Here is a 14,733-nt window from a genome sequence, read left to right on the forward strand (position 1 = left end):
AATAAGCGCCCGTCCCGTTGGGGCGGGCGCTTGTTCGTTAGGCTTGGGCCATGAGTGAGCACCATCTTCGCCGGCTTGTGATCATGCGGCACTCCAAAGCCGACTGGCCGGGCGGGGTTGCCGATCATGAGCGGCCCCTGGAGGAACGCGGCCACCGCGAGGCACCGCTGGCCGGGAAGTGGCTGCTCAAGCACAACATCGTCCCTGACTTCATCCTGTGCTCAAGTGCCCTGCGTACCCGACAGACCTGCACCTGGGTGTGTTCGGAGCTGGGGGACAAGGCGCCCACGCCCAAGCTCGAGGACGGGCTGTACGCAGCCTCGGCCCTGCGCATGCTTGCCGTGGTTAACCACGTTCCAGACACCGTGACCACGCTGATGCTGATCTCGCACCTGCCGGGTGTCCAGGACCTGGCGATGCACCTGGCGTCCCGGGACTCCGACCATGACGCTTATATGGATGCCGCCACCCGGTATCCCACCAGCGCGCTGACGGTACTGGAAACTGAAAAGTCGTGGGCCGAGCTGGACGGGCAGGACGCCCGCATCACCAGGTTCAAGGTTCCCCGGGCCCACTAGCAGCGATCTCCCGCAGCAGTCCTGATACGTACCGGATGCCGGGGCTGGCCGTCATGGTCCTGCGGTGGACAATGCCCACCTGCCGCGCCTGGACGGGATCCGTGACGGGCACCGCCACCACGTCCCCAGGCAACGCGGGACGGCCCAGCCGCGGAACCAACGCCACCACGGCGGCCTGCTCCACGAGTGCGATGTGGGTGGCGAAATCGGGGTCGTAGACCTTGATGTCGGGAACCCGGCCAAGATCGGCGAAGATCCTCAGCAGGGCCTCGTTGCAGATGGCCCCGTGCGGGGTGCTGATCCACTGCTCATCCACCAGGTCCGCCGGTGTGACGCCGGAACGTGCTGCCAGTGGATGGCTGCTGTGCACCAGGACGTCGGCGATGTCCTCGCACAGCCACTCCAGCGACAGATGCTCGGGAATCACCAGTGGCACGGAATTCCAGTTGTGCACCAGGCCCAGGTCCGCCTCGCCGTTGGCAACCCGGGCCACGGCCTCGCGCGGGTCCTCGGCAAGGACGCTGACGTCCAGGCCGCTTTCGCTTACAGCCAGCTTGCCCAGCAGCGGCCCCACCAGCCCGCGGCATGCGGTGGAAAACGCCACCACCCGCAGCTGCCCGCTGGGCTTGGCCGGATCTGCGAGCAGGGTTGACTGGAGTTCTTCGAGTTCGGCAAGGATGCGCCGCCCATAGGCCGCCAGCGCCACACCACGTTCAGTGAGCAGCACGCCCCGTCCGCGGCGTTCCAGCAAGGCGAAGCCTGCTTCCTTCTCCAGCTTCTTCACCTGCTGGGAGACGGCCGAGGGGCTGAACCCCATGGCCTCGGAGGCCGCAATGACGGACCGGTACTGCTCGATCGCGGCCAGGGCCCGGAGGGAGCCAATATCGATCATGAAGCAAAAGTACACGATTTACAGCGCAAATAAACGCTGGTGCTTCATCGGCCTGTCTGCCACCCTGATGGGGTGAACCTCCGCAACTCCCTCCTCGCCGTCCTGGTCGCCATCCTGTGGGGCCTGAATTTCGTGGCCATTGACATCGGGCTGCACCCCGGGGGAGGGGATGTCCCGCCCCTGCTGTTCGTGGCAATGCGCTTCGTCCTGGTGGTGCTCCCGTGGATCTTCTTTGTCCGCAAGCCGGATGTCAGCTGGACGGCGATCATCGGCGTCGGCCTCTTCATGAGTGCCGGGCAGTTCGGGCTGCTTTACCTGGCCATGGCGCTGGGGATGCCGGCAGGGCTCGCTTCCTTGGTCCTGCAGGCGCAGGTGCTCCTGACGGTCCTGCTGGCCGCCGTCTTCCTCGGTGAACGCCCAGGACGCCGCCAGCTTGCCGGCGTGGTGCTGGGCGTGGCGGGGTTGGCGATCGTCGCCGTGGGCCGCAGCGCCGTGGCGCCCCTGCTGCCCTTCCTGATCGTCCTCGCGGCCGCATTGTCCTGGGCCGCCGGGAACGTCATTGCCAGGAAGGCGCGGGCGGCCTCGGGCCTGGGCCTGGTGGTGTGGTCCGGCGCAGTGGTGCCGCTGCCCCTCTTCGGACTGTCGCTGCTGGTGGATGGCCCCGGCGCGGTGCTGGGGACGCTCGGGCACCTGCAGGCGCCCACGCTGCTGAGCGCGCTGTATACGGCCGTGTTCGCCTCACTGGTGGGCTACGGAATCTGGAACCGGCTGCTGGCCAGCCACCCGTCATCGGCCGTTGTCCCCTTCACCCTGCTGGTGCCTGTGGTGGGCATGGGTGCGGCCTGGCTGGTGCTGGCGGAAATACCCACGCCAACCGAAGTTACGGGCGGGCTGCTGCTTCTCGCGGGAGTGGCGACGGCAGTGCTGAACTTCAGCCGCAAGCCGCCTCAGCGGCCCGTGACTGGGCCGTTGCCGGATTTCGGGGACGGGCGGCGGGCAGGCGTGGACGGCAACCTTGCCGGCGGCCGGGTTCCCGGGGGACGCTGAGCCGCCGAACCCTGGGCACCTGGTGCCTGGAGGCTGGACCGCTGGCCGCCGGAGGCCCGTGTCGCGGAACGCTGCGTCCCTGAACCCTGATCACCCGAGCGCGGCGCACCAGGCCTGGGCGCTCCCGTCCGTTGCGCACCTGTTCGTTGCGCACCCTGGCGCCGCGCGGGGTTCTGTGCCGTTCCCCGGCCGGAGGGGCGGCTCGCAGCCGGAGGCCTGCGTCCCGCCGTCGCAGGCTTGCGCCCGGTTGCGGTACGACGGCGGGATGGCCACGCAGCGCCCAGGAAAAGGACGGCGAGGGTCCCCGCAGCGGCGGCAGCGGCCACCATGAAGTAGTTGTCCGGATCGTTCGTGGGCAGCGGCGTACCGATGAAGGACGATTCACCGTCGAACGCCAGCTCCCAGGTGCTCAGGAAGGCGAGCGAACATGCGATGGTGATGCTGGTACCCGCACCCGTCGCCAGGAGGGCCAGTCGGCGCCGACGGACCAGCAGCTCCCCGACGGCGGCCACATAGGCCAGCGCCAGGACGCCGAGGAACGCCAGGAACACCGGCTCAGCCAGCGTCATCCCCGTCAGGACCAGCAGCCCGGCCGCGACGATGCCGCAAATGACCGCAAACTTTCCGCTGTTGCCCATGTGACGCATGTGCTCCATCATCCCCGAGGGCGCGCATCCTTCAGGACGTAGCCGCGCATGATGGCCATGATTGCTGCAACGCTTTGGTCACGGGTCCGTTCGGGGTTATAGGTCTGCCGGTCCAGGCCCACCACAAAGCACGCGCCGAAGATTGCCGTTTCCAGGCTTCCGCGCGGTACCGACTCGTCCACCGGGTAGGCCCTTGCCACGTTGTCCACGGCCTGCCCCACCACCTCCAGCAGCTCGCCCCGCAGCACCGCGAACGTTCCCTGCCACTCGCTGGGGATCCGCCAGTTCTCGCTGACCCACAAGCGCGCGAAGGACGGGTACTCGGCCATGAAATCCATGGCCTGGCCGATCATCGCTTCCATGGCCGCCAGGGGATCCCCGGCCGGCGCGGCTGCGCTACCGGCCCCGGCATCGCCGGCCTTACCGGCCTTGCCCGGGCGTCCGGAACGCGGGCTCCCGGCGTCGGCGGCACCCAGCAGCCTGGCCTTCAGGATGTCCACCCCATGCCTCAGCAGCTGGGCGATCAGTTCGGACTTGCTCCCGAAGTTGTAGTAGACCGTACCCTTCGATACGCCCGCCGCCGCAGCGATCTCGTCCACCGTCACATTGGCGGCCCCGCGCTCGCCGATCAGCGCCATGGAGGCGTCGAACAGCTTCTGCCGGGTGGCCGTGGTCCGGGCCGGACGCCGCCCCTTCGCAGCCTCCAGCGAGTGGGTGCCCATTCCGGCCGCGTCCAGGACCGCCCCCGCCATGGTTTCTCCTGCCATGGCCGCGTCCGCCGTGGCCGCGCCTTTATCTTCCGGGTCCTTGCTCATACGGCAATCTCCGGCTTGAGCGTCTTCAGGGTCCAGTACTTGTTCTTGCGCACTGCCAGCGTGGACATCACCGTACCCAGCAGCGTGTAGCCCAGGAGCCCGGCCACGGTGGGCAGGATCATGGACAGGTCCGCCCCGTAGATCAGGTGCCTCATTCCGGTCACCACGTACCCCATCGGGAGGATCTCGTGCACCACATGCAGGGGCTGCGGTGTGGTCTGCCAAGGGAAGGTGCCTCCCGAGGACACAAGCTGAAGCACCAGCAGGATGAGCACCACCAGCTTGCCGGGGGAGCCCAGCAGTGCGACGATCCCCTGGATCAGGGCACTGAACGCCATGGCCGCCGCCAGCATGAACAGCCACATCATCACCGGATGCGCGGGGTTCAGTCCCAGCGCGACGTTCACTACGAGGGTCAGCAGGGACGCCTGCACAACGGATACAGCCAGGAAGGGCAGCCAACCGCCCAGGGCGATCTTCCAGGACGGGGCGTTGGAGGCCAACGCCCGCTGGGTAATGGGGCGCATTGCCTGCACCAGCATGAAGATGCCGATCCACAGGGCCAGCGTGAGGAAGAACGGCGCCAGCCCTGCACCGTAGGAGTTGGCCTTGGCCTGCGAAACGTTGCTGACCGCCACCGGATCCGCCATCACCCGGGACAGGTTGTCCTTCTGGGCGTCGTCGGGGTTGGGAACCTGGCCGGCGCCCTTGCCGATCTCGTCGGCCAGCGTGCGTGAACCGTCCGCGGCCGTGCCGGCACCGTCGGCGAGCCGGGCAGCGCCGGAATCGAGTTTCTGCGCCCCCGCGGCCAGGCTGGAGGTACCGTCCAGCGCTGCCTGCTCGCCGGTGGCCAGCGTAGCGGCACCGGTATGGAGCTGGTCGGCGCCGCTCGAAGCCTGCCGGATGGCATCCTTCAGGGCGGGCGTGGCTGCGGCCAGCTGCGCGGCACCCACACTGACGGCCTCGGAGCCGTCGGCGAGCTGCTGGATCTGGGCCGCATCCGCCTGCAGCTTCGCCTTGGCATCGGCCACGGGGCTGGACGTGGCTGCGGCGTCAAAGTCGGCAAGGATGGCGTTGGCCTGTTCCTGCGTCAGGACGCCCGAAGCCACCAGCCGGCTGTTGGACTCCACCACCCGTGCCCGCAGCCCCTGGTCGGCAGCCTCGAGCTGTGCTGCCACGTCCTGGACCTTCGTGTTGAGCTGGGCATTTCCGGCGGCCACTTGCGCGGCGCCGGACGCAAGCGTCTGCGAATCGGTGGGGAGCTGCCCGGTCTTGTCCTTCAAGACCGACAGCCCGCTGCTCAGCTGGCCGGCGCCGTCGGTGAGCTGGTTGGCCCCGTCCCGGAGCTTCAGCTGACCCGCCTGGAGCTGGGAGGCTCCGCTGCTCAGGTCCGTGGTTCCCTGATGCAGCGTCACGGTGCCGTCGCGGAGGGTGGCGACGCCGTCGGCCAGCTGCCCGGCGCCGTCGGCCGCTTTCACCATCTGGGTGTGGATGGTGCCAAAGCCGGTGAGCAGCTGGTTCGCGGTTTCCTCGCCCACCTCGGTGGCCACCGTGGTGTGGACGGCGGTGGTCAGCTTGTCCACGATGGTGCTGAGCAGGTAGTTGTTCGCGTCGTTGGTGGTGACGTTGAGCATCGCCTGGCTCGCAGAGTCGAAGCTTCCCGGGGACGCCAGGTTGGCGGAGAAGTCCTTGGGGATCTTCAGGGCAAAGGCGTACTCGCCGCTGCTGACGCCCTCATCCGCTGCCGCGGAGCTTTCCACCGGAATCCAGTGGAAGACGTTTCCCTCCACCAGGCTGTCCGCCACCTTCGCACCGGCCTCCAACCGGGTGCCGTCGCTGCTGCCGGCCCCGGTGTCCTCCACCACCAGCGCGGCATCGAGGTTGTTCAGGTGCCCGTAGGGGTTCCAGTTCGCGTACAGGTAAACGGCCCCGTACAGGAGGGGGACCATAGTCAGCGCCAGGATGGTCAGCTTGGGCAGCAGCCCGCCTGTCATGCGCTTGAGTTCGGAGCGGGCCAGCCGGATGACTGTCACTTGGCAACCTCGGTTTCGAGTTCATCGGTCCGGACGTGCTGCCCGGTGTGTGCAGGGGTGGCCCGGCTTCCAGGGCCCGAGGCACCCACGCTGAAGGCTTCGTCCTCGTCCGCCTGTTCCGGCAGCCCGTCGGCGCGGGACGCAGCTCCCTGGCGTGCAGCCTGCCCGCCATCCATCGCGTCGTCGGTTTCCGTGCCGGGGGCATCCTCGGCACCGTTACCCACCACGGCGGACGGGCCGTCCCACGACGGCGGGAGGCAGCGTACGGTAGCGACGACCGCGAGCGGCCTTCCGGCGTCGGACGCCAATTCCTGCAGGCGGGGCAGCCAGGCGGCGTTGACCGCGCTGTGCCGGTCCGGAGAGTCCACCACGAGGAGGTCAGTGTGCGGGTTGGCCAGGGCCAGCGCAGTCAGCAGCTCCAGGCGCCGGGCGGGGTCCAGCTGTTCGGTCCAGAGGCCCGCGATGTCCTCGAAGCGGTTCACTTTGAGCCACGGGCCGCTGAGCAGCGCACCACGGTAGCGGCGGGGCACCAAGGCAAGGTCCTCCGTCACGAGGTCGCGCACGCTCAGGTGCTCCTCCGGCTCGTTCACGCCGGGGGAGTCCACCAGGGCGCTGGCCAGCCGCAACTGCCGGGTGCGCTGCTGCCCGTCCCAAGCGACCGAGCCGCCGTTGGACTTCATCCGGCCGCTCAGGGCAAGGGCAAGGGCTGTGCGCTGGTCCTGGCGGTCGCCGGCAACCAGCAGGAGCTGTCCCCGTTCCACTTCAAGCGTGGTGGGAGGGAGGAGGGGATCGCGGCGGCCTTTAACGGAAAGCTGGCGTGCTGAGAGCAAGGGGAGCCTTTCACAGAAAGTGTCTGCTTCAAGACTAACCAAACTGACCGGTCAGTTCAAATACCGGTCCTACAGTCCATACTTCTCCAGCAGGCGCAGCCATACTTCGCTGATGGTGGGGTAGGCGGGGACTGCATGCCAGAGCCGGTGGAGCGGAACTTCACCCACGACGGCGATGGTGGCCGCGTGCAGGAGCTCCGCCACGTCCGGCCCGGCGAAAGTGGCGCCCAGAAGGACCTTCCTGTCCTCGTCGATGACCAGCTGCGCCCAGCCCTCGTAGTTTTCAGAGTGCAGGGAGGACCCCGCAACCTGGATGGGAAGCTCCACTGAGGACACGTTGTAGCCGTCCTTGCGGGCGCGCTGGATGCTGCGGCCCACCGTTGCGAGTTCCGGATCCGTGAAGACCACTCCGGGGACGGCATGATCGTTGGCGGTCTGCGCGAACCGGCTCCAGTCCGCCGGGCCTCCGTCCAGTTCACCCTTGGCGCGGGCCGCAATGGCATCCCCGGTGGCCCGGGCCTCGTATTTGCCCTGATGCGTGTAGAGGTTCTTGCCAGCAGCGTCGCCCACCGCATACAACCAATGCCCGTCACCCTGCGCGGCCTGGACCAGTCCTGTGCTGTCCGTTTCAAGGAGCAGGCGCCCGTCCGCGTCCGGTTCAATACCGATGCTTTCCAGGCCAAGTCCCTCAAGGGCGGGGTGCCGGCCCGTGGATACCAGGACCTTGTCAGCCGTGACGCTGGAACCGTCGCCGAGCCCGATACTGAACGTCCCGTCGTCGTTCATCCCGATCCGCTGCGTGGCCGTGTGGAGGCGAAGGTCAACGCCGTCAGCCCGCAGGCCGGCGGCGACAAGGCCCGCGGCTTCTTCCGGGAAGCTTCCCAGCAGGCCGCTGCGCGCAATGAGGGTGACGGCCGAGCCCAGCCGGGCAAAGGCCTGGGCCAGTTCAGTTCCTGCCACGCCGCCGCCGAGCACTGCCAGCCGGGCGGGCACTTCGCTGGCCGAGGTCGCTTCCCTGTTGCTCCAGACCTGGACGTCGGCCAGTCCGTCAATGGGCGGTTGGGTGGGTACCGACCCGGTGGCCAGGACCACCGCGTGGCGGGCATGGAGCCTGTGCTCTGTTCCGTCCAGGCCAGCCACCTCAACAGTCCGGGGCGCAGTGAGGAAGGCGTGGCCACGGACCAGCTCGATGCCGGAATCCTTGACCCAGTCCACTTGGGAGTCGTCCGTCCAGTTAGAGGTGAAGTAGTTCCTGCGGGACAGGACGGCTTTGGCGTCCAGCGTCCGGGTCACGGCTTCCTTGGCGCCGGGCGTCGTCTGCGCCCCGTGCAGTGCGGTGCCCGGCCGGAGCAGGGCCTTGGATGGCATGCAGGCCCAGTAGGAGCACTCACCGCCCACCAGTTCAGCCTCAACGAGTACGGCGGTCAGCCCGCCCTTGACCACGCGGTCTGCCACGTTTTCGCCGGCAGCGCCGGCACCGATTATTACTACGTCATACTCGCGCCCAGCAGGCTCAGGAATCATGGGGACAGCCTACGCCGGGGAGGCGGGCCGAGGCTTGCTACGCCGGGGGAGGCGAGGCAGGTTTACAAGGTGGCTGGTGGCTGGTGGCTGGTGGCTGGTGGCTGCGTAGCGGAATGGTTTGGCGCAGGTAGCGGGCCCGGGACGTCGAGGGTAGACCTGGAGCGGTCTTCGCGGATCCTGGCCTTGTTCGCGCATCCGGGCCCATAAGGTTCTGACTCGCGAACGAGGCCGGGAGTGAATGCGCCGGCGGGTGCGGGGGTCTGCGGGCCGGGACTTAAAGCAAAAGGTCCGCACCGGCGAACCGGTGCGGACCTCATCTGTGCGCCCAAAGGGATTCGAACCCCTGACCTTCTGTTCCGTAGACAGACGCTCTATCCAGCTGAGCTATGGGCGCATCTCGTGTTCCTGGGAGAAGAACCGCTCTCCTTGGAACTCGAATTACTTTACGCGAGTCTCGGCGGAGTGCCAAATCGAGAGCCCTGTTATCTGCGCTACTAGACCGGTCTAGGTGACCTTACTCACTTAATCGTAGAATTTTCCACAAATATTCCTTGGAATCTCGCGGAATCCGCAATTTGAGCAAAGTCGTAGCAAGCAAACTGCCGAAAACCGGCACTGGTCCGGACCATAGCATTTAGGACACACCGATGAACCCGAGGAAGGGAACCGCAATGGGCGATCTGGCACAGAAGCCGCTGCTTGACGAAGCACCCACCACACATGCCGGACTGCTGGCATGGGTCGAAGAGGTTGCTGAGCTGACGCAGCCGGACCGCATCTACTGGGTTGACGGGTCGGAAGAGGAGAACACGCGCCTCACCGACGAACTCGTGGCCGCCGGCACGCTGACCAGGCTCAACCAGGACCTGTTCCCCAACTCCTTCGCAGCCTTCTCCGATCCGGCCGATGTTGCCCGGGTGGAGGAACAGACCTTCATCTGCTCCGAGAACAAGCGCGACGCCGGCTTCACCAACAACTGGATGGCTCCGGCCGAGATGAAGGAAAAGCTGCGCGGCCTGTTCGCCGGCTCCATGCGTGGCCGCACCATGTATGTCATCCCCTTCGTCATGGGCCACCTTGACGCCGAGGACCCCAAGTTCGGCGTTGAAATCACTGACAGCGCCTACGTTGTTGCCTCGATGCGCATCATGGCCCGTATCGGCACCGACGTCCTGAACCGCATCACCGAGACCAACGCCTTCTTCGTTCCGGCCCTGCACTCCCTGGGCGCACCGCTGGAGCAGGGTCAGGCCGACGTGCCCTGGCCGTGCAACCCGGACAAGTGGATTGTGCACTTCCCGGAGGAGCGCTCCATCTGGTCCTTCGGCTCCGGTTACGGCGGCAACGCCCTGCTCGGCAAGAAGTGCTACGCCCTGCGTATCGCTTCCGTCATGGCCCGCGACGAGGGCTGGCTGGCCGAGCACATGCTCATCCTCAAGCTCACCTCACCCGAGCAGAAGACGTACTACGTCTCCGCCGCTTTCCCGTCCGCCTGCGGCAAGACCAACCTCGCGCTGCTTGATCCCACCATCAGCGGCTGGAAGGTCGAAACCCTCGGCGACGACATCACCTGGATGCGTTTTGGCAAGGAGGGCGAGCTCCGCGCCGTCAACCCCGAGGCCGGCCTGTTCGGTGTGGCCCCCGGTACCGGCTGGGGCACCAACCCCAACGCCATGCGTGCCATCGCCAAGGGCAACAGCATCTTCACCAACGTTGCGCTGACCGACGACGGCGGCGTGTGGTGGGAGGGCATGACCGAGGAAACCCCTGCGCACCTCACTGACTGGCAGGGCAACTCCTGGACGCCGGACTCGGACAAGCCCGCTGCGCACCCGAACTCCCGCTTCTGCACCCCGATCGACCAGATCGACATGCTCGCGGAGGAATACAACAGCCCCGAGGGCGTGGAGCTGTCCGCCATCCTGTTCGGCGGCCGCCGCAAGACCACCATCCCTCTGGTGACCGAGGCCCGCAGCTGGTCCAACGGCATCTTCATGGGCTCCACGCTGTCCTCCGAAACCACTGCGGCTGCAGCCGGTGCGGTGGGCGTGGTCCGCCGCGACCCCATGGCCATGCTGCCCTTCATCGGCTACGACGCAGGCGACTACCTGAACCACTGGGTCAACCTGTCTGCCAAGGCGAATCCGGAGCGGCTGCCCAAGATCTTCCTGGTCAACTGGTTCCGCCGGAACTCCGAAGGCGGCTTCGCCTGGCCCGGATTCGGCGACAACGCCCGCGTCCTCAAATGGGCCATCGAGCGCCTTGAGGGCAAGGCCGACGCCGTCGAAACCCCCATCGGATTCGTTCCCACCGGCGAGGCCATCGACCTCGACGGCCTGGACATGACCCCCGCCCAGGTGGAGGAAGCCGTCAAGGTTGACTCCGCTGAGTGGGCCGCCGAGCTGGCCTCAATCGAGGAATGGTTCGACAACTTCGGCGGCTCCCTCCCGCAGGCGCTGCAGTCCGAGCTGAGCGGCCTGAAGGCCCGCCTGGCCTAGCAGTTCTTCGCTAAGTACGACGGCGGCCCCGCACCTTTCGCGAGAAGGTGCGGGGCCGCCGTCGTCCGTTAACCAAGTGGTCAGCTGGCCTGCCAGATGTCCGGGCCGAAGACTTCGTAGTGGATGCGGGTTGCCGGAATGCCGGCGTTGATGGCCTCGTTGCGGATGCTCTTCATGAACGGCAGCGGACCGCACAGGTACAGGGACGCATCGGCGGGAAGGTCCACCTCACGCAGGGACATGAATCCTTCCTTCGCCCCGTCCGCCGGCTGCTCCAGCCACAGCTGCAGCTCGGCGCCGTCCAGGCGTTCGACGTCGTCCGTCATCTGGCCGCGCAGGGCCCAGCTGTCCAGGGTGCTCTCCGCGTGCAGCACCAGGACCTGCCGGTCGGAGCCGGTTGCGGCGAGCGAGCGAAGGATGGAAGCCGTGGGGGTGCATCCGATGCCGGCGGAGGCCAGGACCACCGGCCCGTCGCCTTCCTTGAGCGTGATCTCGCCGTACGGGTTCGAGATTTCGAGGATGTCGCCCACCTGGACATTGTTGTGCAGGACGGGGGAAACTTCACCGCCGTCGTCCTTCTTGGTGGTGAAACTGCGGCTGGTGCCGGCTTCGCCGGACAGGGAGTACTGGCGCACCTGGCGCAGGCCGTCCGGAAGCTGGACCTTGACGCTGACGTACTGGCCGGGAAGCGCTTCGGTGATGGGGGTGTCGTCGGCGGGTTCCAGGGTGAATGTCATGGATCCAACGCCGGCCGGCGCCTTGGCGGCCACGCGCCATGGTGCCCACATCCGGCCGTTGGCCTGGGCCGCGTACAGGCCTTTTTCGAGTTTGATGAGCGCGTCTGCCATGAGCCAGTAGACCTCGGTCCAGGCTTCGGCGATCTCAGGGGTGATCACTTCGGCCAGGTCCTCCGCGATCGCGGCGAACAGGTGCTCGTAGACCACTTTGTACTGCGGTTCGGTGATGCCAAGGGAAGCATGGCGGTGGGCGATGCGGGACAGGACGGTTTCCGGCAGGGTGCCCGGATTGTTGACCAGGTGGGTGGCGAAAGCGGCGATGCTTCCGGCCAGGGCCTGCTGCTGGCTTCCGTTGCGCTGGTTGGACCGGCTGAAGAGACCGTCCAGGAGTTCCGGGTGTGCGGCGAACAGGCGGGCGTAGAACTTGGGGGTAATGTCGCCGATCCGTGACCCCACCAGCGGCAGTGTGGCTTCGATGACGGGGCGGGATTTATCCGAGAGCATTGCGGACTCCTGAGGTTGGGACCGGGGCCTTCGTCCGGCCGTGTTGAAATGCTTGCATTTGAAATACAAGTATTTCTGCCTCAGTTCTACACCTCGTAGAAGTTTGAAATCAAACTGGGAGAATGCTTTCGGCTTTAACGGGTGGGGCCCGGGCTACTGCCCCGGCTGCACGCCCGGGCGGAGGGACTCCGGAAGCCCGGGGCGGAGGCCGATCATCTCGAATACCGGCGCCATTTGGCGGGACCCCGGAAGGTTGGCAATGACTACAGGGTCAAGCTCGCGGTAGAACGCCTCGCGCGCCCGGGCAAGGGCCGCGCGCAGTTTGCACTCATTGATCAGCGGGCAGTTGCCCGTGGCGGCCATGCAGTCGGCGGGGTCGGTACGGGTATCGAGTTCGCGCAGGATCTGTCCCACGGTGGCCGTCCTGCCGGCGCTGCTCAGCCGGGAACCGCCGGTGCGTCCGCGCTCCACGTCGATCAGTCCCATGGTGCGGAGCCTGGCCATCGCTTTGCTGACGTGGTTGTAGGGCGTCCCCACGGAGTCGGCAATGTTCTGGGTGGTCAGCAGCTGGTTTCCGGGGGCAGCCGCCAGGACCATCAGTGCCCGCAGGCTGACGTCGGCAAACGCGTTGATCTTCATGGCGCGGTGCCTGGTCTAGTCCACCCAGATGGCGGGTTCGTTGGTGTCGGCCTCCAGTTCGCCGAACTCCCACGTTTGGGTGTCGGCGTTGGCCGCATAGGGAAGCACCGCGGCAAACACGGAGCCGTCCCGGTGCTCGGCGGCAACATGGATGGCGTCGGAGTCCTCCTCCACCAGCAGGATGTCGCACACCAGGGCAGCGGCGCGGTAGTCATCCCGGTTTTGCTTCAACAGCGCGTTCAGGTCGCTGATCATGGCGTCAGCGTCGAACTCGGCGCCGCTTCCTTCCTCGGCATCCGCCGGGGAAACGGCCACCAGCCGCACCTCGCCGTCGTTCTGCACCGTGAGGGCGAACGGGAGGAAGCCGCCTGCGCGCTGAAGCTGCTCCTGGGCGGCGCTGACGCCGGTTCCAAGGAGGTTTTCAAGGTCCGCCGCCGTGTCTTCGGGGACAGAGTCGCGCCAGCTTTCCTGTCCCGCCGCCGCGGGCCCGGTATGGTCAGCCATGGCCTAGGCCCGCACGAGTGCCAGGACCCGGTCCCGGACCCGTTCCATGGTGGCCTGGTCGGTTGCTTCGGCGTTGAGCCGCAGGAAGGGTTCGGTGTTGGACGGGCGCAGGTTGAACCAGTAGCTGCCGTCGTTGGCCGTAAAGGTGCTGCCGTCCAGGGTGTCGATGGTGATGTCCTCGCCGGCGAAGTCTGCACGCACGCGCTCGACGGCGGCAGGCTTGTCCTCCACCTCGGAGTTGATCTCCCCGGAGCTGACGTAGGGCTCGTACTCGCGGCCAAGCTCGGACAGGGGGCCATCCTGTTCGCCGAGTGCGGCCAGGACGTGCATGGCGGCCAGCATGCCGGTGTCGGCGTTCCAGAAGTCGCGGAAGTAGAAGTGTGCCGAGTGCTCGCCGCCGAACACCGCGCCTTCCTCGGCCATGACTGCCTTGATGAAGGAGTGGCCCACGCGCGTACGGACGGCCCGGCCGCCGTCGTGCTCCACCAGTTCGGCCACGGCGCGGGAGGTGAGGAGGTTGTGGATGATGGTGGGGGTGGCTTCGCCCTGGGCCTTCGCGCGGGCAATTTCACGACGGGCCACCATGCCGGTAACGGCCGACGGCGAGACGGGCTCGCCTTTTTCGTCCACCACGAAGCAGCGATCGGCGTCGCCGTCGAAGGCCAGGCCGATGTCCGCGCCGTGTTCGATGACGGCGGCCTGCAGGTCACGGAGGTTTTCCGGCTCCAGCGGGTTGGCGGGGTGGTTCGGGAAGGAACCGTCCAGTTCGAAGTACAGCGGAATGATGTCGAACGGAAGCTTGGGCAGCAGGGCGTCACCCAGCACGGCGGGGGTGGTCAGCCCGGCCATGCCGTTCCCGGCGTCCACTACAACCTTCAGGCGGCGTGATCCCGAGAGGTCCACCAGCTTGCGAAGGTACTCGGAGTACTCCTTCAGGACGTCGCGCACACCAATCTGGCCGCGCTGGCCGGCAGCCGGGATGGTGCCGGTGCTGAGGTAGTGCTCGGCCAGGGACTGGATGTCCTTCAGCCCGGTTTCGGAGGAGATGGGAACTGCCCCGGCCTTGGACATCTTGATGCCGTTGTAGCCGGCGGGGTTGTGGCTCGCGGTGAAGGTGGCCCCGGCCCGGTTGAGGAGGCCGCAGGCGAAGTAGAGCTCATCGGTGGAGATCAGGTCCAGCAGTTCCACGTTGGCGCCGCGGGTGGCGGCGCCGTCGGCGAAGGCCTTGCTGAACTCGGGGGAGGAGGGGCGCATGTCGCCGCCCACCAGGATGGTCTGGCCTTCGAGCTGCAGGACGTCCACGAACGCGGCCCCCACGGCTTCGACGATTTCGGCGGTGATGGATTCGCCCACAATGCCACGGACGTCGTAGGCCTTGAAGGATGCCGAAAGGTCAAAAGTCGTTGTCTGTTCGCTAGTCACGGGCTTTATCTTACGTGGACCCGCGCGGTGCCTGTGGAGGGGAAGACGGGGCTGGCGTTTGTG

General features: G+C 66.9%; 13 protein-coding genes and 1 tRNA gene. 3 read left to right on the top strand and 11 right to left on the bottom strand.

The genetic code is table 11. The features are described 5' to 3' along the window. Window positions 1–50: 50 nt before the first annotated feature. A complete protein-coding gene (locus ACHL_RS04035; RefSeq protein ID WP_015936026.1) occupies window positions 51–578 on the top strand; it encodes a SixA phosphatase family protein in 528 nt (175 codons plus the stop codon). On the opposite strand, the gene ACHL_RS04040 is transcribed toward ACHL_RS04035, so the two are convergent. Further along, window positions 556–1,470 (bottom strand): LysR family transcriptional regulator, encoded by a 915-nt coding sequence (locus tag ACHL_RS04040; RefSeq protein ID WP_015936027.1) that lies wholly within the window; start codon window positions 1,468–1,470, stop codon window positions 556–558. The two genes, ACHL_RS04035 and ACHL_RS04040, sit on opposite strands and share 23 nt — an antisense overlap. Window positions 1,471–1,542: 72 nt before the next feature. Here ACHL_RS04040 and ACHL_RS04045 point away from each other — a divergent pair, with 72 nt between their 5' ends. Continuing rightward, window positions 1,543–2,517: an EamA family transporter gene (locus ACHL_RS04045; protein WP_015936028.1), complete on the top strand. Its 975-nt coding sequence runs from the start codon at window positions 1,543–1,545 to the stop codon at window positions 2,515–2,517. Here ACHL_RS04045 and ACHL_RS04050 read toward each other — a convergent pair. From ACHL_RS04050 to ACHL_RS04075, 6 genes are all read right to left on the bottom strand, one after another. Continuing rightward, window positions 2,418–3,155, bottom strand: a complete 738-nt coding sequence (locus ACHL_RS04050; protein WP_244266515.1) for a hypothetical protein — start codon at window positions 3,153–3,155, stop codon at window positions 2,418–2,420. The two genes, ACHL_RS04045 and ACHL_RS04050, sit on opposite strands and share 100 nt — an antisense overlap. 17 nt (window positions 3,156–3,172) lie before the next feature. Further along, window positions 3,173–3,886, bottom strand: coding sequence for a TetR/AcrR family transcriptional regulator (locus ACHL_RS04055; protein WP_043794451.1), 714 nt, complete (start codon window positions 3,884–3,886; stop codon window positions 3,173–3,175). Window positions 3,887–3,975: 89 nt separating this feature from the next. After that, complete coding sequence (locus ACHL_RS04060; protein WP_015936031.1) at window positions 3,976–6,012, bottom strand: YhgE/Pip domain-containing protein; 2,037 nt, start codon at window positions 6,010–6,012, stop codon at window positions 3,976–3,978. After that, complete coding sequence (locus ACHL_RS04065; RefSeq protein ID WP_015936032.1) at window positions 6,009–6,842, bottom strand: ABC transporter ATP-binding protein; 834 nt, start codon at window positions 6,840–6,842, stop codon at window positions 6,009–6,011. Before ACHL_RS04065 ends, ACHL_RS04060 begins: the two co-directional genes overlap by 4 nt. 69 nt (window positions 6,843–6,911) lie before the next feature. Beyond that, window positions 6,912–8,366: a dihydrolipoyl dehydrogenase family protein gene (locus ACHL_RS04070; RefSeq protein WP_015936033.1), complete on the bottom strand. Its 1,455-nt coding sequence runs from the start codon at window positions 8,364–8,366 to the stop codon at window positions 6,912–6,914. Window positions 8,367–8,686: 320 nt separating this feature from the next. Then, window positions 8,687–8,760: transfer RNA gene (locus tag ACHL_RS04075), tRNA-Arg, on the bottom strand. Between the two features lie 277 nt (window positions 8,761–9,037). Here ACHL_RS04075 and ACHL_RS04080 point away from each other — a divergent pair. Continuing rightward, the gene (locus ACHL_RS04080; RefSeq protein WP_043793760.1) at window positions 9,038–10,864 is read left to right on the top strand and encodes a phosphoenolpyruvate carboxykinase (GTP); all 1,827 of its coding nucleotides are present in this window, start codon (window positions 9,038–9,040) and stop codon (window positions 10,862–10,864) included. 80 nt (window positions 10,865–10,944) lie between these two features. On the opposite strand, the gene ACHL_RS04085 is transcribed toward ACHL_RS04080, so the two are convergent. From ACHL_RS04085 to ACHL_RS04100, 4 genes are all read right to left on the bottom strand, one after another. After that, a complete protein-coding gene (locus tag ACHL_RS04085; protein WP_015936035.1) occupies window positions 10,945–12,105 on the bottom strand; it encodes a globin domain-containing protein in 1,161 nt (386 codons plus the stop codon). A gap of 153 nt (window positions 12,106–12,258) precedes the next feature. Further along, complete coding sequence (locus ACHL_RS04090) at window positions 12,259–12,744, bottom strand: RrF2 family transcriptional regulator (protein WP_015936036.1); 486 nt, start codon at window positions 12,742–12,744, stop codon at window positions 12,259–12,261. A gap of 15 nt (window positions 12,745–12,759) precedes the next feature. Further along, complete coding sequence (locus ACHL_RS04095; protein ID WP_015936037.1) at window positions 12,760–13,248, bottom strand: hypothetical protein; 489 nt, start codon at window positions 13,246–13,248, stop codon at window positions 12,760–12,762. 3 nt (window positions 13,249–13,251) lie between these two features. Then, complete coding sequence (locus tag ACHL_RS04100; protein WP_015936038.1) at window positions 13,252–14,670, bottom strand: phosphomannomutase/phosphoglucomutase; 1,419 nt, start codon at window positions 14,668–14,670, stop codon at window positions 13,252–13,254. Window positions 14,671–14,733 lie beyond the last annotated feature (63 nt).

The organism is Pseudarthrobacter chlorophenolicus A6 (assembly GCF_000022025.1).
Taxonomy (GTDB): domain Bacteria; phylum Actinomycetota; class Actinomycetes; order Actinomycetales; family Micrococcaceae; genus Arthrobacter; species Arthrobacter chlorophenolicus.